Raw genomic sequence first — 20,091 nt, 5'->3', positions numbered from 1 at the left:
AGGAGAAAGTTAGAGTACGGGGAGAGTGAATTTATAGACAGCGTAAAGCAGTAATTGAGGGGGAGGATGTAATTTCAATGGATTATAAAAATTTAGTTTCTAAAGCTTTTGAGGGAAGAAAAAATGCTTATGCTCCCTATTCCAATTTTAAAGTTGGAGCAGCTGTACTTGCTGAAGATGGAAAGGTTTATACAGGCTGTAATATAGAAAATGCTTCATATGGCGCAACAAATTGTGCAGAAAGGACTGCAATATTTAAAGCTATATCGGAAGGAAATAGAGCTATAAAAGCGATTGCGATTGTAGGAGTAGAGAACGATTATACATACCCTTGTGGAGTTTGCAGACAGGTTATAGCAGAGTTTGCTTCAAAGGATGCAGAGATAATACTTGGAAAAGGTGAAGGTGAATATATAGTTAAAACATTAAATGAATTATTACCAGGAGCCTTTACCAAAGAAGATTTAAATAAATGATGTTAAAATTTATTGTGAATTATTGTATGAAAGGAAGATTTACTATGAATATTGCTAAAATGATTGACCATACATTATTAAAACCGGAAACAACAAAAAGCCAGATAATTAAATTGACAGAAGAAGCAAAGAAGTATAACTTTGCTTCAGTTTGTGTAAATCCGACATGGGTTAAACTAGCAAGTGAGAAGTTACATGATAGTGAAGTTAAGGTATGTACGGTTATTGGATTTCCTCTTGGAGCTAATACAACTGAAACAAAAGTATTTGAAGCAAAGGATGCAATCAAAAATGGTGCACAGGAAGTTGATATGGTCATTAATATTGGAGAACTAAAGGATAAAAATGATGTGTACATAGAAAATGATATAAAGTCTGTTGTAGAAGCTGCAAAAGGAAAGACACTAGTAAAAGTTATTATAGAAACTTGTCTTTTAACACACGAGGAGAAAGTTAGAGCTTGTAAGATAGCTAAAAAAGCAGGAGCAGATTTTGTAAAAACATCAACGGGGTTCTCAAACTATGGAGCTAAAGTGGAAGATGTTAAACTCATGCGTAAAACAGTAGGAAAAGATATGGGAGTTAAGGCATCTGGTGGTATCCATACTAAACAAGAGGCTTTAGATATGATTGAAGCAGGTGCAACCCGTATAGGTGCAAGTGCAGGTATTGCTATTGTATCTGAATAATGCAGCTGTGCGTTTTGGATTAAAATTATTATATGGAGCAACACTAGTAAGTGTATTTGCAACAACTATTGTAGGATTAATCGTATAATATATATGTAAGGAGTGATTTTTATGAATGAATTTAAGAGAATACATGTAATAGTTATGGATTCTGTTGGCATTGGCGAAGCACCAGATTCAGAAAAATTTGGTGATGTTGGTGTTAATACATTAGCGCACATTGCAGAAAAAAAGAACGGATTAAATATACCTAACATGGAAGCTATGGGATTATCTAATATATATGAAATTAAAGGAGTAAAAAAGGCTCACCATCCCAAAGCTTATTTTACAAAAATGCAGGAAGCTTCTCGTGGAAAAGATACTATGACAGGACATTGGGAAATGATGGGGCTTTATATTGACAAGCCATTTAGAGTTTTTCCTAATGGTTTTCCAGATGAATTAATTAAGAAGATTGAGGATTTTTCTGGAAGAAAAGTTATAGCAAATAAGCCAGCTAGTGGAACGGAAATTATAAAGAAACTTGGAGAAAGACAGCTTAAGACCGGAGAACTTATAGTATATACATCTGCAGATTCTGTACTTCAAATTGCTGCACATGAGGAAGTTATACCATTAGATGAGTTATATAAAATATGTCAATATTGCCGTGATATAACACTAGATGAACCATATAAATTAGGAAGAATAATTGCTAGACCGTATGTTGGAAAAACAGCGGAAACATTTAAGAGAACTTCAAATAGACATGATTATGCATTAAAACCTTTTGGTGAAACAGTAATGAATTACCTAAAGAATGCAGGTTTGGATTCAATTGCTATTGGGAAAATCCGAGATATATTTGATGGCGAAGGAGTTACAAAAGCCATTAGAACTAGATCAAATATGGATGGCATGGATAAGTTTATTTCCGTACTTGATGAAGATTTCCATGGACTCAGCTTTACTAATTTAGTTGATTTTGATGCAATTTATGGACATAGACGTAATCCAATAGGATATGGAGATGCCATAGAATCATTTGATAAAAGACTCACTGAAGTATTTGAGAAGTTAAGAGAAGATGATTTGCTTATAATTACAGCAGATCATGGTAATGATCCAACATATATGGGAACAGATCATACCCGGGAGTTTGTACCTTTACTTGTTTATTCAAAGAGATTTGAAGAAGGAAAAGATCTTGGAATACGCAGGACTTTTTCAGATATAGGTGCAACAGTTGCGGATAACTTTAAAGTTAAGATGCCTAAATATGGTGAAAGCTTTTTGCAAAAATTAACATAAGGGTGGCATGTAAAAATGAGAATGGTAGATATAATTGAAAAGAAACGTGAAGGAGGAGAATTAACTACAGAAGAAATTAAATTTTTTATAGAAGGCTATACTAAGGGCTCAATTCCTGATTACCAAGCAAGTGCTCTTGCAATGGCAATTTATTTTCAGGATATGACTGATCGGGAGAGAGCAGATCTTACTATGGCAATGGTTCATTCTGGAGAAACTATTGATCTTTCAGCAATTGATGGTGTAAAAGTTGATAAACATTCAACAGGTGGAGTGGGAGATACAACAACACTTGTTCTTGCACCTATGGTTGCATCTCTAGGTGTACCTGTTGCAAAGATGTCAGGACGTGGACTTGGACATACAGGTGGAACTATTGATAAACTTGAATCAGTAAAAGGATTCCATGTTGAACTTACAAAAGAACAATTTATTGATTTTGTTAACAACAGTAAAGTTGCAGTTATGGGCCAAACTGGTAACTTGACTCCAGCAGATAAGAAGTTATATGCTCTTCGTGATGTAACTGGGACTGTAAATTCAATTCCACTAATTGCAAGTTCAATAATGAGCAAGAAGATTGCAGCAGGAGCAGATGCAATAGTACTTGATGTTAAAACTGGTGCAGGAGCTTTCATGAAGACAGAAGAAGATTCAGAAAAACTTGCACATGCTATGGTTAAAATAGGTAATAATGTAGGCAGAAAGACTATGGCAATAATTTCTGATATGTCTCAACCTTTGGGATTTGCAATTGGAAATGCTCTTGAAGTAAAAGAAGCTATTGATACATTAAGAGGAGAAGGACCAGAAGATTTAACAGAACTTGTTTTAACTCTTGGAAGCCAGATGGTTGTACTTGGTAAAAAGGCAAAGACGTTAGAAGAAGCAAGAGAGAAATTACTTGAAGCAATAAAGAATGGTAAAGCATTAGAAAAATTCAAGGAATTCCTTAAAAATCAAGGTGGAGATCCATCAGTTGTGGACAATCCTGAAAAATTACCTCAAGCAAAATATAAAATTCCTGTTCCTGCGAAGGAAAGTGGATATGTTTCAAATATGGTAGCTGACCAAATTGGTATAGCAGCAATGCTTTTAGGTGCAGGAAGAGCTACAAAAGAAGATAAAATTGATTTAGCTGTAGGAATAGTTCTTAATAAAAAGGTAGGAGATAAGGCAGAAAAAGGTGAATCACTTATGACTATCTACTCAGACCGTGAAGATGTAGAAGATGTAAAAGCTAAGATTTACGAGAATATTACTATCAGTTCTCATGCAGAAAAACCAGTTTTGATCCACAAGATTATAACAGAATAAATAATAGAGTTTCTAGTTTGAAAGTTGAATTATGCCAGCCATATACTGACAAATTTCATCACACTAAAAACTTTTAATAAGTCTAAAGTTCAGTATTTTGAAAATCTAAAGAAGCTTATATAAACTCGTGCCTCAGACATATATAAGCTTCTAAGATTTTCTAAAATACTTCACTAAGACTTATGAGAAAGTTTTTAAATGTGATTTCAATTTTGTTAGTATATTCTATGCATAAGTTCAAATTTTAAGCAGAAATCCTCGTATAGATAGGCGACTTCACAATTAAAATTTGCGATCTATATATGAATATTCTAACTAAAAAATCAACTTATACGCAGGCATATTTATACAATAATGAAGCTCTTTTAAATGTTTTGCATATAAGGCTTAGAAAAAATTTTTTAAAAATCTAGAACTTTTGAATTGTTTGAGGTACGAGTTTTCAAAAGTTCTCAGTATTTTTTAAAATTTTTCCTTAGCCTTATCAAAATATTTAATCGAGCTGAAGGTTGTAAAAGATATCCGGAGTATAAGTTGATTTTTCGTTTAGAAACTCTATATAGTTTTTTTATTTTCTACTATTTGGAGAATTTATGTGGTATAATATGGTTAAAATTGTTTTTAGGTTGAAGGGAGAAAACTAAGTTGAAGTTGTATGGTGTAGTGACAATGGATATTGTTGATTCTAGGAATATACCAAATCGTGAGATGCTGCAGCAAAAGTTAAAAGGGTATTTTGATTTAATATATGAAAAGTACTATGATAGCTTGGTTTCTCAAATAAATTTTACCCTTGGGGATGAGTGGCAGCTTATTACAAGTAAGCCTGAAAACTGCTATGATATTGTTCATGATTTTCAAAGACTGCTTTGGCAAGATGATGTAAAATTTTATTCAGGAATTGGAATAGGTGAACTAAAGACAGATATTTATGAAGATACCCGAAGGATGGATGGGTCATGCTTTATAATGGCCCGGGATGCTATAAATATTGCAAAACAATCATCTAAAAAAAGGACAAAATATATTTATAGTAAAACGAATAAGGTTTTTTTAAAATCTATAATGAATCACATAGCAGTACAAAATCATTTTTTTAAAACAAAATGGAACATTCCCTTTAATGAAGAAGTTGCAGTGGATGCAGTAGATTGTAATGAATTAATTTCTTTAGATGATATAATAAATGTTGTTATAGAAAATAATGAGATCCTAAAAAGTAAGCTGACACGGAAGCAAAAGATAATATATATTGAATATATGAAACATAAATCTTATAGAAAAATAATAGAAAAAAATGCAGATAAATTAAATGAGACTATAGGAGGAATAAGTCAAAAGTTAAATAGTGCTGAATATTTTACTATTCAACGAAACCATGAAATGGTAAAGCTATTAATAAATTTATTGATTTCTATTTAATAAGTAATAGGATTATAAATACGTTTTTACTACAATAGATAGATTTTGCTTCTTGGCATCTATAAGGGCATCTCTAGCTAGGTAAAATGATGGACCATCTAATTGATTTACAGTTAATTGAAAATTCTTAATAGAAACAGGTCCTATGCCAATACCACAATAAAAGTCAACTGATTCTAATTCCTTATGAAAAAAATCTAAGATTTTCATGTAATTACAATCATAATTTAACAACCCTTCCCATTCATCACCTATAGTAATAATAAAAGGAACAACTATTATTGATTGAAATATTTTATTAGTTTCCTTTAACAGGTCAATTAACTGATATTGAACTTTTTCTCGATTTACAAGCTTTCTTGACTTCCTTAAATCACAAATCATAGTTAAATAATTCAATATATCACTCCTAGAATGCAATCATACTTACATTGCATTATTTTTGTTACATAGTTATCTTGTGAAATAAAATTATACGTGTTTAGGTTTTAATCAAAACACATACAATGTTTAGTTAAAAATCAAAACACGTTTTCAAGTGATATTTGCACAAATTATCTTTTGTGATATTTTATGATTTGTAAGTAAAATTGGTGAGAAAAAATATTCAACTATTTATCGATTATATATTTCAATAAAATTCCACCTAAGATGCCAAGAGACGTACTAAATAGAGTACCTACTAGGTAATATTGAGCAAAGTATTTTTCTTCTAATTCACGGAACCTTGCTATTGACTTTGCTGTGAATATAAATGCTATTGCCTGATATGCTCCATTGATAACTAAGGTGATTATAATAAACCTTTCAAATATTCCTATATAGTCACTGTCGGAAGTCTTTTCTAAGTGGGATATGATTTGAACATTCATTGCCTTATTTTTATATGGTTGAAGATAAAGTTCAGATATAACAACATTTATAAAGAATCTTCCACCAAAACATACATACAGGTATATAATTAAATAACTTAGAATGTCTATAGTAGAAGTTCTGCTTAGGTAGACACAGTTAATAATGTTTTCACTACTTTGTATGCTAGTTTGTCCCCAAATAAAAGCGATAACTGCTACATGTAGGATTTGATCTGTAATAAAAATTAAGGAATTAATCCATCGGAAAAGGGGACTTAAAATAATATAAAGAAAAGAGGCTTTTTGATAACAAATAGGTCTATCATGGATAGATTTTATCTTTAGGGAAAGTAAATTTTTAATTAAGTCAATCGTAAAATGAAAAAGTCCTATTAGAAGTGAATAAGCTAATGTTGTTTTAAATTTATATCCAACAATTAGGAAGGTAAATAATATGCTAAATACGATTATGGCATGGATGATGTTACCTTTTAAACACTTCTTTAAATTAGAACTTTTTCTTAATTGTACAATATCATTACTTTGAAATATAAAATCTGCTAAGCAGTGGGATAGAATAGCTAATTGTAAAAAGACCACTTATTTTAACCTCCATATATCTCAGTATATAGATAATCTAAGTGAGTACTATAATGACTAAGTAGTAGGTTAATTATATCACGCCCACCAATATTTGTCATTTTAATTTCTATTTATTAGTACTAATCCTATAATACAAAATATTATTCCAAATAGCTTATTTAATTCGAAATTTTCTTTAAAAATGAATATCCCAATGGGAATGAGCAGAACTGCAAGAATGCTATTTGCTACTAGAGGGCATACACTTATACTCCAGCCAGATCTGTAGGCCATGATATATCCAAATTCAAGTCCTACTATACAAAAAGCAAGGACTATGCTAGTCCAATTTAAATCTTTAATTGATCCCAAAAATCCTTTATCTGTTTTAGAAAAGTGAAATAAAATTAAAGTTACTATTGATGCTATTGCATAGGTGGCGAATAGAGCTATAAATGGGTTTGCTTTTTGTGGTGTTGCTTTTTGACATATGTTATAAAAGATATTTGCTGCAATTATAAGTACAACTGAAAATACATACATAAACATAATTTTAACCTTGCCTTTACTTATAAATTTTTTTAAAAATACAAAAGCCCGGAAATAGATTACTTTCCGGGCTTATCTTTCCGCTAATACATTAAATTGTGTAGTATATTTATTACATTTAATTAATAAACGACATATGAATTATATCAAAAATTGTTAACAAATTCAATATAGAAAATTTGTGTATTTAAACTAATTACATATTATGTAAGTATCGTAAACAAGTTATGAGTCAATGATATTAATATTACAATAGTACCAAAATGAGAGAAAGTTTCAAAATGATATAATTTTAGTGTCGTTTTGAAACCTTTTCGTATTTTGCAATGATTATATAACATATGATTTATTTGAAAAAATTTTGATGATTAAGGTAATTAATGTGTAGGAAAAGACATTATTTTGTTTAATTTTAACTATTCAAAACTTAATAAGTATATTCGGCATGAAATTTGCTGTATATAGTAGATATGCCTAAAAAGTAAAAAAACACTATATATGATATTTTTTATTATGCTATGAAAGGGGAGATATAATGAATTTACAGAATATGGTTGAAGATAACTGGAGTAAAGCTGCAGAAAACTATAGCAATAATATACAAAAGGAGCTTAATAGTTTTAAAAGAAATGCATGGATAGAAATAATATTGGAGAATGCACCTAAAAAAGAAAAACTTAATATATTGGATGTTGGTACAGGGCCTGGTTTTTTTGCAATTATTTTATCACTCGCAGGGCATAAGGTTACTGCAGTAGATTGCACAGAGGAAATGATTATACAAGCTAAAAAAAATGCACAGGAATCAGGAGTTAAACCAAATTTCTATGTTATGGATAGTCATAATTTAGCTTTTCAAGATGAAAGCTTTGATTTGATTGTCAGTCGTAATGTAACTTGGACTTTAAGAAATGCAGAAGCTGCATATAGTGAATGGAAACGTGTACTTCGTCCAGATGGAAGAATACTTATATTTGATGCAAACTGGAATTTACATCTTTTTGATGAAAAATACAGGGTAAGATTTGAAGAAGATAAATGTGAATACATAAAACAATATGGAGAAAATGCTAATTACGATAAACATCCAGATAATGGAGATGAATTTAGAAGATCTATGCCTATGACTAGTCGTTTACGTCCTCAATGGGATTTTGAGACTTTAATTAATATTGGTTTTACTAAAATTTACTGTCAAACTGATATTACTGAACGAGTATGGGATGAATATGAAAAATTAAAATATAGATCAAGGCCAATGTTTATGATATCTGTTGGAAAATAAGAAAATTTATTATCGAATTGTATTTAGGAGTGATACATTAATGAGGACTAAATATATTATGAAACGGATATTACAAATCATTCCAATGCTTATAGTAGTTTCCATAGTAGCCTTTACCTTAAGTAATTTGTCAACAGGTAGTGCAGCAGAGATTACAATTATGAATGAAGGAGGACAAGTAAATACTGACACCGTTGCAGCAGTAAACAAAGAACTGGAACTTGATAAGCCGCTGTATATTCAATATTTCAGTTGGCTTGGTAGGGTTTGTCATCTTAATTTGGGATTGTCATATAGAAGCAAACAGCCTGTTCTAGATGAGATAATGTATAGATTTCCAGCTACTTTAAATTTAGCTCTTTGTGCTACAGCTTTATCTATATTAATAGCTGTTCCAATGGCTATTATATCCGCTAAGTATAAGAATAAATGGATTGACCATTTTTTAGGATTATTTCTACCGCTGGAGCCACGATTCCTAATTTTTGGTTAGGATTAATTATGCTATATGCTTTTGCAATATATTTTAAAATAGTTCCTGTAGTAGCAGGAAATAAAATTAAAAATATTTTTTTGCCAGCATTTACTCTAAGTCTTGGTTATGCAGCTGTATATACTAGATTACTTCGAACAAGTCTTATTGAAATAATAAACTGTGACTATATGAAAGTAGCTAAGGCAAAAGGGTTAAGCGATAATATGGTACTGATTAAGCATGGCTTAAAAAATGCAATACTTCCATGTATAACACTTATTGGAAGTAACTTTGCTTCATTAGTTGCAGGCAGTTTTGCTTGTGAAACAATATTTTCTTGGAATGGTATTGGAAAATATGCAGTTGAAAGTATAAAGGCAAAGGATTTTCCTGTAATTCAGGGATATATATTGGTAGTGGCTATATCTGTTATTGTTTTAAATTTAATAGTAGATATATGTTACATATATCTTGATCCGAAAATTGAACTCAAGTAATTGGAAGGAGATTTAAATGAGTGAAATAGATATTAACGCTGCAGGCACAAGATATTCTAAGAACGTTTTATATTATTTTAAAAAGGATAAGTTAGCATTGCTTGGTGGTATAATAGTAATATTTTTTACTTTAATAGGGATATTTGCACCATACATTGCTCCACACAGTCCCATAGATATGAATCTGCAAAGACGTTTGATTAAACCAAGTTTGGCATTTCCACTTGGAACTGATCAGTTAGGAAGATGCACTCTGTCAAGACTAATATATGGCACACGAACATCTTTTGGTGATGCATTAATTGTTTTGGCAGGTATATTAGCTATTGGTGTTCCGCTAGGAATATTAGCAGGATACGTTGGCGGTTGGGTAGATAATTTTATTATGCGTTTAGCAGATATTGTTTTAACATTTCCATCTAGCCTTGTGGCTTTAGCAGTGGTTGGAATTCTAGGACCTGGTATTTTAAATATCATGCTTGTTTTGGTTTTTTTATGGTGGGCACCCTTTGCTAGAATTATTAGAGGAACAGTACTTAAATTAAAAGAAATGGATTTTGTAATGGCTGCAAAGGCAGCGGGAACATCAAAGTTTAATATAATTGTAAAACATATACTGTTAAATGCAGTGTCCCCAATTATTGTACTTTCCACTCTAAAAGTAGCCAGTATTATTACGCACATAGCCGGATTTTCTTTTATTGGACTTGGTACACAACCACCGACAGCGGATTGGGGTATTATGCTTAGTGATAGTAGACAATTTATTTCCAGTGCACCAAGTCTAATGGTATGGCCGGGTTTGACAATTATGACTGTTGTGTTTGGATTAAATATGTTTGGAGAAGGATTGAATGAAGCATTACGACCAAGTTTAAATTAAAGAAGGGTACATATTATCAAAATCAGTTGTAATTTCATATAGTTCTCAAAAGCTAAAGGATGATTTCACAGATGCAACTGAAGAAAGTAAAATAAAGAGAATTGAGGGGGTGAGTAAATGGATGATCAACCAGTTCTATCCATAAAAAATTTAAAAACATGCTTTTATGATAGTAAAAACAATGCTGTTGTTAATGCTGTTGATGGCTTAAGCCTCAACGCATTCAAAGGTAAAATTACTGCTGTTGTTGGACGGAGTGGAAGTGGCAAATCAGTAATGGCATTATCTATTTTTGATTTAGTGGATGAGCCAGGAAAAATAGAAGCTGGCGAGGTAATATTAAATGGCAGAGATATAAGAAAATTGAGTAAGAGACAGCTTAGAAAAGTATGTGGGAAAGAAATGTCAATGATATTTCAAGATCCTACCAGTGCTTTAAATCCAGTATTAAAAGTAAAAAATCAATTAATGGAAGCAATACTGATTCATCAGAAAGTGAAAAAGAAAGATGCAATAAAAAGATGTGAGGATATGATTAGAAGGGTTGGTTTAAAAAATACAAATAAAATACTAAATAGCTATCCCTTTGAGTTAAGTGGAGGAATGTGCCAAAGGGTAATGATTGCTATGGCTATGTTATCTAATCCTAGTGTACTGATAGCAGATGAACCGACTACAGCGCTTGATTTAACTATACAAGCAGAAATATTGGAGGAATTACTCAAATTAAAGGATCTCGGTATGGCAATTATACTTATTACTCATGATTTAAGTGTTGTGGCACAGACAGCTGATGATGTATATGTTGTGAATAAAGGTAAAATTATTGAAAGTGGCAACGTATATGATATATTTGAAAAACCTCAGCATAGGTATACAAAAGAGCTTATGGAATCTGTTTAAATAGGAGATAAATTAAAAATGAATTTAATTGAAGCTGTTGCTTTGAGTAAATGTTATGATGAAAAAGCAAAAAAGAAAGTATATGCAGTAAAAGATGTTGATTTAGCTATAAGAAAAGGAGAAACCTTGGCACTTGTAGGTGAGTCTGGTTGTGGCAAAAGTACTTTTGGTAAAATGCTATTACAATTAGAAAAGAATACAAGTGGACAGGTATTTTACCGTGGAGAAAATATTTCTGAATATGGATTCAACAAAATGCGTACTATTAGAAATAATATGCAAATGATATTCCAAAATAGTGCCAACTTATTTAATCCATATTATACTGTTAAGCAAATTATTATGGAACCAATAAATAACTATAGCAAAGACAGTGAAGCGGACAAGGAGCAGCGAATAATAGATATACTTAGCAAAGTGGGTTTACACAGTAGCTATTTAACTAGGTATGGAAATCAGTTAAGTGGAGGAGAAAGACAAAGGGTAGGAATAGCCCGTGCACTTGTGCTTAAACCTGAGTTTGTAGTTTGCGATGAAGTTGTAGCTAGTGTGGATTATACAATGAGAAATCAAATACTAAATCTGTTAGTGGATTTAAAAGAGCAATTTGGTTTAACCTATTTATTTATATCTCATGATTTATCAGCGGTAAAGAAAATATGCGATAGAGTTGTAGTAATGTATATGGGTAATATTATGGAGATACTTCCAAGCATTGAAGAGAATATTAAACATCCCTACACAAAAGCGTTATTGGCAGCATCTTTAGATATTAACCCAAGAAACAGACAAAAGAAAAAAATATTGTTTAGAGAAAATGAGGAACAAAATATTGCGAAAAATGGATGCGTATTTCAGAATAGGTGTTTATACACTAATAACAAATGTAAAGTTACTAAGCCTAAATTAAAAAATATAGGGGATAAACATTTTGTCGCGTGTCATTTATACAATAAAAATTATATTTAGGGGCGGAAAAAATGAGAAAAATAAAAATGTGTATTATATTATCAATGCTATGTGTTTTTATGCTGTCTATGTCAGCATGTGGTAATAGTAAGCAGAATGCCAAAACAGGAGAAAAGAAACAAATCGTTGTTGCTATAGCTACTGATGGTCAAATGGATAAATTAGATGCAGCGACCTATAATGGACCTCATCCAATTTATAAAATGATATATGATGGTTTTGTGGAAGATGGTGGTTCCAAGGGTATACAGCCACAATTAGCAACTAAATGGAATATAGCAGCAGATGGTAAAACATATACTTTTAGCCTAAGGAAAGGAGTTAAGTTTTCTGATGGTACAGATTTTGATGCAGATGCTGCAATATTTAATTTGAAAAGATGGGTTAATAATCAACGAAATTCTTCTTTAACAGCAGTAAACGTTGTAAGTATGGAAGCTGTTGATAAGTATACAGTCAAAATAGTTTTTAGAAATAAGGCTTATCCAATTTTAACAGAATTATCATATCCAAGACCAGTGAGATTTTTAAGTCCAAGTTCAATTAAAAAGGTGGAAGGGAATGCAATGGGTAAATTTACAAAACCTGTTGGTACAGGACCATGGAAGCTGGAAAGTTATACAAAGGATAAAGAATTTTCACTAGTTCCTAATCCATATTATTGGGGTGAAAAACCAAAAGTAGACAGGATTGTATTTAAAGTAATACCAGATGGACAAGCTAGAGTAATGGCACTTCAAAGCGGGGAAGTAGATATAATCGGTGGAGAATTACTTGGTAAAGTACCATTAGATAGTATCGCAACATTAAAGAAAGATAAGAATTTTACTGCATATAATTCTAAAACTATGATGTCTCATTTTATTACTTTAAATTATGACAATGTTAACCTTCAAGATAAAAATGTACGTCTTGCAATGAATTATGCTATCGATAAAGAAAGTATGGTTAAAAAATTATTAAATGGAATTGGTAAGCCAGCAGTGGGATTATTCCGGAATGGAGTACCGTATGTTACTAAGGAAAATAGTCAAGGATACAGTTATGATAAAAATAAAGCAAAAGAATTACTCGCACAGGCTGGATATAAAGATGCTAATGGCGATGGTATTCTTGAAAAAAATGGTAAACCCTTAGAATTTAATATGGTATTAAGTACAGATATTTTTCCAGAGTGGAAATCTATGTCAGAGTTTATTCAATCTGAATTGTTGGCAGTTGGTATAAAAGTAAATCTGAATACGGTTGATTTAAATGCGTTGAATGATATTTCTATGAATACTAGAAAATTTGATGTGATGATGCAGCGTACTTCATCGGATTCATGGGTACCACATAGTGATCTTAAACAAGATTTTCTGAAAACAGGAACAACAAATAATAAAGGAAGAGTATGGTACAATGAGGAACTTGACAAGAATATTAACGCTGCATTGGAAAGTATGGATGAAAAAACAAGACAAGAAAACTATAATAAGATATTTAAGTTTATTAATGATGAAGCAGTATGCGTTCCTTTATACTATCCAGAAACTACCTTTGTTGTGAGTTCAAAAGTTAAAAATTTCGAAACTGGAGTAAACTCTTATGCTCCTGTTAAATGGGAAAAGCTAGATGTAGTAAGTAAATAATTTAGTAATTTATCTGATGGCTACCTACTGTAACACTCCCACTTCTATCAAAGTGGGAGATATTAGAACTCTTGAGTTTCAGCGATTTAGAGTTCTTATGCTGTGCATAATAGTAGCTAAACCCCTAGATAATTCATCTAAACTTAGTGGGAGAAACCGAACTCCCACTAAGTTTAGATTCATTGATATTCAAAGGAGTATCCCAATCATTTGTTAAAAAATATAAAATATATATTTCCCTTAAAATTCTTGATTTTAAACACTTTATAGCGTATAATAAATTGAGAAAAATCGTATAAGACAGTTCGTAACCATCCTGTCTATAAATAAAACTAGGGATTAACTATTTAAATAGTTTATTTTGTAATTAAAAGGTGGAAAATATCTCTGCCTTTTTTTCACGTCCAGGATAGTTTCATTTCTTATATGTATGTTTTCAAATTCAAGGAGGACAAGTTAAATGAATCGTTTACCAAAGTTAAAAAGATATGGGCAAGTTACTAAAAGATTGCCCAGGGAAGTAGTGCTTCTAAGGGGCAGTGGATGCTTTTGGGGAAACTGCATATTTTGTGATTACCACTTGGATGAGGATTATAATGCCTTTAGAAATCATAAATTGAATCATAAAGTACTTGAAAAAGTTACGGGAAAATATGGTGTACTTCAGATAATGAATTCTGGAAGTGCCAGTGAACTAGATGCTGTCACTGTATTTGAGCTTATTAAATTATGTAGAAATAAAAATATAAGACAGCTGATAATGGAAAGTCATGTTAAATATGAAAATGATATAAAACTATTTAGAGAACAATTTAGACCTACAGAATTAAAATTTATAGTAGGAGCAGAGAGCTTTGATACAAATTATAGAGAAAATGTATTAAATAAAGGAATAGGGGATAGAAAGGCATCTGAATTTGAGAATTTTGATTGGGTTAACTTACTCTTTGGTATGGTTGGACAAAATATTAAGGAATTACAAAGAGATGTAGAATTGGCACTAAAATATTTTGAAAGAGTTACAATAAATATATTTTGTGAAAATACTACAAAAGTAAAGAGAGATAATGAACTCATAGAGGAGTTTTACCATAGCCATTTGTTTCAATCTCTTCAGACTAACTATTATGATAGAGTGGAGATATTAGATGATATAGATACCAGGTGTGGTGCAGATTTAGATGGAGTTGGAGGCAAAATAAATGAGTAGAACTAATAAATTAGTAAAAATAGCTATAGTAGCTGCAATATACATAGTTTCAACTATTGCACTAGGACAGCTCTCTTATTGGGGACCAATAGGGCTTAGGTTTAGTGAAATGCTTAATTTCCTGGCTTTTATAGATCCATTTTATATAATTTCACTGACTGTAGGATGTGCCGTTGCAAATTTTTATAGCTTTAGTATAGTAGATGTGTTTGTTGGAAGCTTTGCTACTCTTTTGGCAACTTATGCAATGTGGAAGACAAAAAATATGCTTGTTTCAGTTATATGGCCTGTTTTAGGAAGCGCAATTATAGCAGAGGAACTACATGTACTTTATAAAGTACCTTTTTTCTACACATTTTTTACTCAGGCATTAGGAGAACTTATAGTTATGGTTTTGGGGTATTTTGTATTTAGAAAGATTTTCAAAAATGCTGCATTTTTAGATAGAATAAAGATAAAATTTCCTAATAAGAAAATAGATAATATAAAATTTAATTAGTAATATTAGCCCTTTAAAAGGTAGCTTTATGGAGTATAAAGCTACCTTTTTACTATATTTCAGTCTAATAATATAGCACATATATAAAATATAAGGGAAGTATATTAATAAAATAACTTTATAAAGGCACTTGAAAAAGTTTTAACAAGGTGTTATACTAAATTCAACAATAAAATAAGGAGTGATTGTGATGAAAGAGTACTTTAATAATGTATCTAAAATAAATTATGAAGGACCGGATTCGAAAAATCCTTACTCATTTAAATATTATAATCCTGATGAAGTAATTGGCGGAAAAAAGATGAGAGATCATTTAAGATTTTCAATGTCTTACTGGCATACATTAACTGCTAATGGAACTGATCAGTTTGGATCAGGAACAATGGTTAGACCATGGGACAATGTAAACGATAAAATGGAACTTGCTAAAGCAAGAATGGAAGCAGCATTTGAATTTATGAACAAGCTAGATATAGATTACTTTTGCTTCCATGATAGAGATATAGCACCTGAAGGAAAAGACCTTGCAGAAACAAATAAAAATTTAGATGAAATAGTAGCAATGTGTAAGGACTTAATGAAAAAGAACAATAAAAAGTTATTATGGGGTACTGCTAACTTATTTAATAACCCAAGATTTGTACACGGCGCTGGAACTACATGTAATGCAAATGTTTATGCTTATTCAGCAGCACAGCTAAAAAAAGCAATAGAAGTTACAAATGAATTAGGTGGAGAAAATTATGTATTTTGGGGTGGAAGAGAAGGATATGAAACACTTCTAAATACTGACATGGGATTTGAAATGGACAACTTTGCTAGAATACTACAGATGGCAGTAGATTATGCAAAGAAAATAGGATTTAAAGGACAATTTCTTATAGAACCAAAGCCAAAAGAGCCTACAAAACATCAGTATGATTTTGATGTAGCAACTGTTTTAGGATTCTTAAGAAAGTACAAGCTAGAAGATTACTTCAAGATAAATATTGAAGCAAATCATGCTACTTTAGCAGGACATACTTTCCAGCATGAAATATGCTTAGCAAGAAATAATAATGCACTCGGAAGCTTAGATGCAAACCAGGGAGATCCACATCTTGGATGGGATACAGATCAATTTCCTACAAATGTATACGATACGACATTATCAATGTACGAAGTACTTAAAAATGGAGGTATAGCACCAGGAGGATTGAACTTTGATGCAAAGGTAAGAAGAGCATCTTTTGAACCAGAAGATTTATTCTTAGCATATATAGCAGGGATGGATAGTTTCGCTAAAGGACTTAGAATTGCATATAAATTATTACAAGATGCTCCTATTGAAAACTTTATTAAAGAAAGATATTCAAGTTTTTCTACAGGAATAGGTAAAGACATAGTAGACGGCAAAGTAGGATTTGATGAATTAGAAAAATATGCTTTGGAAAATAATGTTATAAATAATAAATCAGGAAGACAAGAATATTTAGAATCAGTAGTAAATCAATATATACTTGAGGATAAATAGAATTTAAAACATGTAGGGGTGGTTTTAAACTGCCTCTACTGAAATACCAATAATTTCATGAAAGAAGAGATTACTGTGAATTTTTTAGGAATTGATTTAGGAACTTCTTCTGTAAAGCTTATCATAATGAATGAAAAAGGTGAACTTTTAACTAGTGTATCTAAAGACTATGGTATAAGTTATCCTCAGGTCGGATGGGCAGAACAAAATCCTGATGATTGGTGGAATAGTACTAAAGATGGAATTAGAGAACTTATAAATAATCATAATATAAAACCGGAAACTATTAGAGGCATAAGTTTTAGTGGACAAATGCATGGACTTGTAATTCTTGACAATAAAAATAAGGTTTTAATGCCTGCTATATTGTGGTGTGATCAAAGGACACAAAAACAGTGTGATTACTTAAATAAAGAATTTGGCCAAGATAAACTTTCAAAGTATACTGGTAACATGGCCTTAACTGGTTTATTTTCTTTAACCCAAAGTACTTTGGGTTAAAGAAAATAAACCAGATATATATGCTAAAATAGCACATATGATGCTTCCTAAAGACTATATAAGTTTTAAACTTACCGGGAAATTTGCATCTGATGTGTCTGATGCTTCTGGAACAGTAATGTTTGATGTAAAAAATAGAAAATGGTCTAATGAAGTATTAGATTTACTTGAGATAAAAGAAGATGTTTTACCTAAAGTTTATGAATCCTATGAAGTTGTAGGTAATGTCTCAGAAGAAGTATCAAGTGAAACTGGACTATCAACATCTACAAAAGTAATAGCTGGAGCAGGTGACCAGGCAGCTGGAGCTATAGGTACTGGAACAGTTGATTCTGGAGTATTATCTGTAGCACTTGGAACATCTGGTGTTGTTTTTGCATCAAGTGAAAAGTTTTATGTAGATAAGGAAAATAGGCTTCATTCATTTTGCCATGCTAATGGAAAGTGGCATCAAATGGGCGTAATACTATCTGCAGCATCAAGCCTTAAATGGTGGGTTGATAATGTTAACTCAGATATAGGTGGAGATGTATTTGAAAAATTACTTTCAGAAGCAGAAAGTTCTCCTGTAGGAAGTAATAAGCTATTCTTTTCACCTTATTTAATAGGAGAGAGAACGCCTTATAACGATCCTTGTGCAAAGGGAAGTTTTATTGGATTAAATGTAACACATAAAAGAGGAGATATGACAAGATCCATTTTGGAAGGAGTATCTTTTGCTCTTAGAGATTCACTTGAAATACTTAAAAATTTAAATGTTGATATGAAGGAAGTAAGAATAAGTGGTGGAGGTTCTAAGAGTAAGCTTTGGAGACAGATAATTGCAGATGTTTTCAACTTAAATGTAAGTATTATAAATTCAAAGGAAGGTCCAGCTTATGGTGCAGCAATACTTGCGGCAGTTGGATGCAAACTTTTTAATTCAGTAGATGAAGCATGTAAAGCTTTGATAAAGACAACGGATAAAATAGAGCCTATAAGAGAAAATGTTGAAAAGTATAATAAATTATATAAAGTTTATTCATCTTTATATAGTTGTTTAAAAGACAAGTTTAAGGATATAGATAACTTATCTATATAAGTAGATTTTATTATTATGGGGATTGTGAAAGAAATTTTTGGCTATATAAATTAAAATAGGAGATGGGTTTAATGAATGTAAAAATTAATAGTGCGATGGTATACATTTTTGGCGCACTTGGCGGCCTTTTGTTTGGTTATGATACTGGAGTTATTTCAGGAGCAATCTTATTTATCCAAAAACAAATGAGTCTTGATTCATGGCAGCAAGGGTGGGTTGTTAGTGCTGTATTAGTAGGAGCCGTTCTTGGAGCTGCAATTATTGGACCAATGTCAGATAGGTATGGACGTAGAAAGTTGATCTTATTATCAGCAGTTATTTTCTTTATTGGAGCAATTGGATCAGCATTTTCAACAGGATTTAGTACACTTATTATATCCCGTATTATTCTTGGTATGGCAGTTGGTTCTGCATCAGCATTAATTCCAACATACCTAGCAGAATTATCACCTGCTGAAAAACGTGGATCTATGTCAAGTTTATTTCAATTAATGGTTATGAGTGGAATTTTATTAGCTTATATTACTAACTACAGTTTCTCAGGTTTATATACTGGTTGGCGCTGGATGCTTGGCTTTGCGGCTATCCCATCTGCAATACTTTTCTTAGGTGCTCTTGTATTACCAGAAAGTCCACGTTATTTAGTTAAGGATGGAAAGCTTGATAAAGCTAAAGAAGTTTTGGATCAGATGAATGAACATAATCAAAAAGCTGTTGATGCTGAGCTTGTTGAGATTAAGAAACAAGCTGAAATTAAAAGTGGTGGACTTAGCGAACTATTCAGTAAATTTGTTCATCCAGCATTGGTTATTGCTGTTGGCTTAGCTATTTTCCAACAAGTTATGGGTTGTAATACAGTTCTCTACTATGCACCAACTATTTTTACTGCTGTTGGTTTTGGTGTTCAAGCAGCTTTACTTGCTCACATAGGAATTGGAATTTTTAATGTTATCGTTACAGCTGTAGCTGTTGCTATTATGGATAAAATTGATCGTAAAAAGATGTTGATTTACGGCGGCCTTGGAATGGGTGTCTCTTTATTAATTATGAGCTTCTCAATGAAATTGTCTAATGGCTCATTTATTGGTTCAATTATTTGTGTTATTGCATTAACCGTTTACATTGCTTTCTTCTCAGCTACCTGGGGACCTGTAATGTGGGTTATGATTGGTGAAGTATTCCCATTAAACATTCGTGGATTAGGTAATTCATTTGGCAGTGTAGTTAACTGGGCTTCTAATGCAGTAGTGTCATTAACATTTCCAACATTATTAAGTTTCTTTGGCACTGGTAATTTGTTCATAGGTTATGGTGTTGTTTGTTTTGCAGCAATTTGGTTTGTTCATTACAAAGTGTTTGAAACACGTAATCGATCACTTGAAGAAATTGAAACTACTCTTAGAGTACGTGCTGGTGAACAAGGAAAGAAAGTTAGTTAAAAAGATTATTTAAATTGTTTATT

General features: G+C 31.6%; 19 protein-coding genes and 1 pseudogene. 17 read left to right on the top strand and 3 right to left on the bottom strand.

The features are described 5' to 3' along the window. Window positions 1–77 precede the first annotated feature (77 nt). The 5 genes from CLRAG_RS00255 (at window position 78) to CLRAG_RS00235 (ending at window position 5,197) form a co-directional block, all read left to right on the top strand. The gene (locus CLRAG_RS00255; RefSeq protein ID WP_065076518.1) at window positions 78–476 is read left to right on the top strand and encodes a cytidine deaminase; all 399 of its coding nucleotides are present in this window, start codon (window positions 78–80) and stop codon (window positions 474–476) included. 44 nt (window positions 477–520) lie between these two features. Then, entirely contained in the window at window positions 521–1,165 is a 645-nt protein-coding gene (deoC, locus tag CLRAG_RS00250; protein WP_065076591.1) for a deoxyribose-phosphate aldolase, read from the top strand. 111 nt (window positions 1,166–1,276) lie between these two features. After that, the gene (gene deoB, locus CLRAG_RS00245; RefSeq protein ID WP_065076517.1) at window positions 1,277–2,458 is read left to right on the top strand and encodes a phosphopentomutase; all 1,182 of its coding nucleotides are present in this window, start codon (window positions 1,277–1,279) and stop codon (window positions 2,456–2,458) included. A 15-nt stretch (window positions 2,459–2,473) separates the two neighbouring features. Continuing rightward, window positions 2,474–3,775, top strand: coding sequence for a pyrimidine-nucleoside phosphorylase (locus CLRAG_RS00240; RefSeq protein ID WP_065076516.1), 1,302 nt, complete (start codon window positions 2,474–2,476; stop codon window positions 3,773–3,775). A 645-nt stretch (window positions 3,776–4,420) separates the two neighbouring features. After that, the gene (locus tag CLRAG_RS00235) at window positions 4,421–5,197 is read left to right on the top strand and encodes a SatD family protein (RefSeq protein ID WP_065076515.1); all 777 of its coding nucleotides are present in this window, start codon (window positions 4,421–4,423) and stop codon (window positions 5,195–5,197) included. A 12-nt stretch (window positions 5,198–5,209) separates the two neighbouring features. Here CLRAG_RS00235 and CLRAG_RS00230 read toward each other — a convergent pair whose 3' ends face one another. The 3 genes from CLRAG_RS00230 to CLRAG_RS00220 all read right to left on the bottom strand — a co-directional run bounded on the left by CLRAG_RS00230 (window position 5,210) and on the right by CLRAG_RS00220 (window position 7,182). Next, window positions 5,210–5,596 carry a SatD family protein gene (locus CLRAG_RS00230; protein ID WP_065076514.1) on the bottom strand — a complete coding sequence of 129 codons (387 nt, stop codon included), beginning with the start codon at window positions 5,594–5,596 and terminating at the stop codon, window positions 5,210–5,212. 212 nt (window positions 5,597–5,808) lie between these two features. After that, complete coding sequence (locus CLRAG_RS00225) at window positions 5,809–6,651, bottom strand: DUF3307 domain-containing protein (protein WP_065076513.1); 843 nt, start codon at window positions 6,649–6,651, stop codon at window positions 5,809–5,811. A 102-nt stretch (window positions 6,652–6,753) separates the two neighbouring features. Further along, window positions 6,754–7,182, bottom strand: a complete 429-nt coding sequence (locus CLRAG_RS00220; protein WP_013238476.1) for an EamA family transporter — start codon at window positions 7,180–7,182, stop codon at window positions 6,754–6,756. Window positions 7,183–7,717: 535 nt separating this feature from the next. On the opposite strand from CLRAG_RS00220, the gene CLRAG_RS00215 reads away from it, so the two are divergent. The 12 genes and pseudogenes from CLRAG_RS00215 (at window position 7,718) to CLRAG_RS00165 (ending at window position 20,068) form a co-directional block, all read left to right on the top strand. Next, the gene (locus tag CLRAG_RS00215) at window positions 7,718–8,467 is read left to right on the top strand and encodes a class I SAM-dependent methyltransferase (RefSeq protein ID WP_065076512.1); all 750 of its coding nucleotides are present in this window, start codon (window positions 7,718–7,720) and stop codon (window positions 8,465–8,467) included. Between the two features lie 58 nt (window positions 8,468–8,525). Further along, entirely contained in the window at window positions 8,526–8,960 is a 435-nt protein-coding gene (locus CLRAG_RS20995) for an ABC transporter permease (RefSeq protein WP_242872059.1), read from the top strand. Between the two features lie 8 nt (window positions 8,961–8,968). Continuing rightward, complete coding sequence (locus tag CLRAG_RS20990; RefSeq protein WP_242872058.1) at window positions 8,969–9,439, top strand: ABC transporter permease; 471 nt, start codon at window positions 8,969–8,971, stop codon at window positions 9,437–9,439. A 16-nt stretch (window positions 9,440–9,455) separates the two neighbouring features. Continuing rightward, a complete protein-coding gene (locus CLRAG_RS00205) occupies window positions 9,456–10,322 on the top strand; it encodes an ABC transporter permease (RefSeq protein ID WP_083985462.1) in 867 nt (288 codons plus the stop codon). Between the two features lie 117 nt (window positions 10,323–10,439). Next, the gene (locus CLRAG_RS00200) at window positions 10,440–11,225 is read left to right on the top strand and encodes an ABC transporter ATP-binding protein (RefSeq protein WP_065076511.1); all 786 of its coding nucleotides are present in this window, start codon (window positions 10,440–10,442) and stop codon (window positions 11,223–11,225) included. An 18-nt stretch (window positions 11,226–11,243) separates the two neighbouring features. Continuing rightward, window positions 11,244–12,194: an oligopeptide/dipeptide ABC transporter ATP-binding protein gene (locus CLRAG_RS00195; RefSeq protein ID WP_065076510.1), complete on the top strand. Its 951-nt coding sequence runs from the start codon at window positions 11,244–11,246 to the stop codon at window positions 12,192–12,194. A gap of 11 nt (window positions 12,195–12,205) precedes the next feature. Beyond that, entirely contained in the window at window positions 12,206–13,825 is a 1,620-nt protein-coding gene (locus CLRAG_RS00190) for a nickel ABC transporter substrate-binding protein (RefSeq protein ID WP_065076509.1), read from the top strand. Window positions 13,826–14,285: 460 nt separating this feature from the next. Continuing rightward, the gene (locus tag CLRAG_RS00185) at window positions 14,286–15,035 is read left to right on the top strand and encodes a hypothetical protein (protein WP_065076508.1); all 750 of its coding nucleotides are present in this window, start codon (window positions 14,286–14,288) and stop codon (window positions 15,033–15,035) included. After that, window positions 15,028–15,534 (top strand): QueT transporter family protein, encoded by a 507-nt coding sequence (locus tag CLRAG_RS00180; protein WP_065076507.1) that lies wholly within the window; start codon window positions 15,028–15,030, stop codon window positions 15,532–15,534. Before CLRAG_RS00185 ends, CLRAG_RS00180 begins: the two co-directional genes overlap by 8 nt. 190 nt (window positions 15,535–15,724) lie before the next feature. After that, window positions 15,725–17,047 (top strand): xylose isomerase, encoded by a 1,323-nt coding sequence (gene xylA, locus CLRAG_RS00175; protein WP_065076506.1) that lies wholly within the window; start codon window positions 15,725–15,727, stop codon window positions 17,045–17,047. A gap of 57 nt (window positions 17,048–17,104) precedes the next feature. Beyond that, window positions 17,105–18,629, top strand: a pseudogene (xylB, locus tag CLRAG_RS00170) (xylulokinase). A 71-nt stretch (window positions 18,630–18,700) separates the two neighbouring features. Beyond that, window positions 18,701–20,068 carry a sugar porter family MFS transporter gene (locus CLRAG_RS00165; protein ID WP_065076505.1) on the top strand — a complete coding sequence of 456 codons (1,368 nt, stop codon included), beginning with the start codon at window positions 18,701–18,703 and terminating at the stop codon, window positions 20,066–20,068. Window positions 20,069–20,091: the final 23 nt, after the last annotated feature.

Source organism: Clostridium ragsdalei P11 (genome assembly GCF_001675165.1).
Lineage (GTDB): Bacteria > Bacillota > Clostridia > Clostridiales > Clostridiaceae > Clostridium_B > Clostridium_B ragsdalei.
The sequence above is the reverse complement of the archived record's forward strand: the minus strand, read 5'-3'. Positions and strand labels throughout refer to the sequence as shown.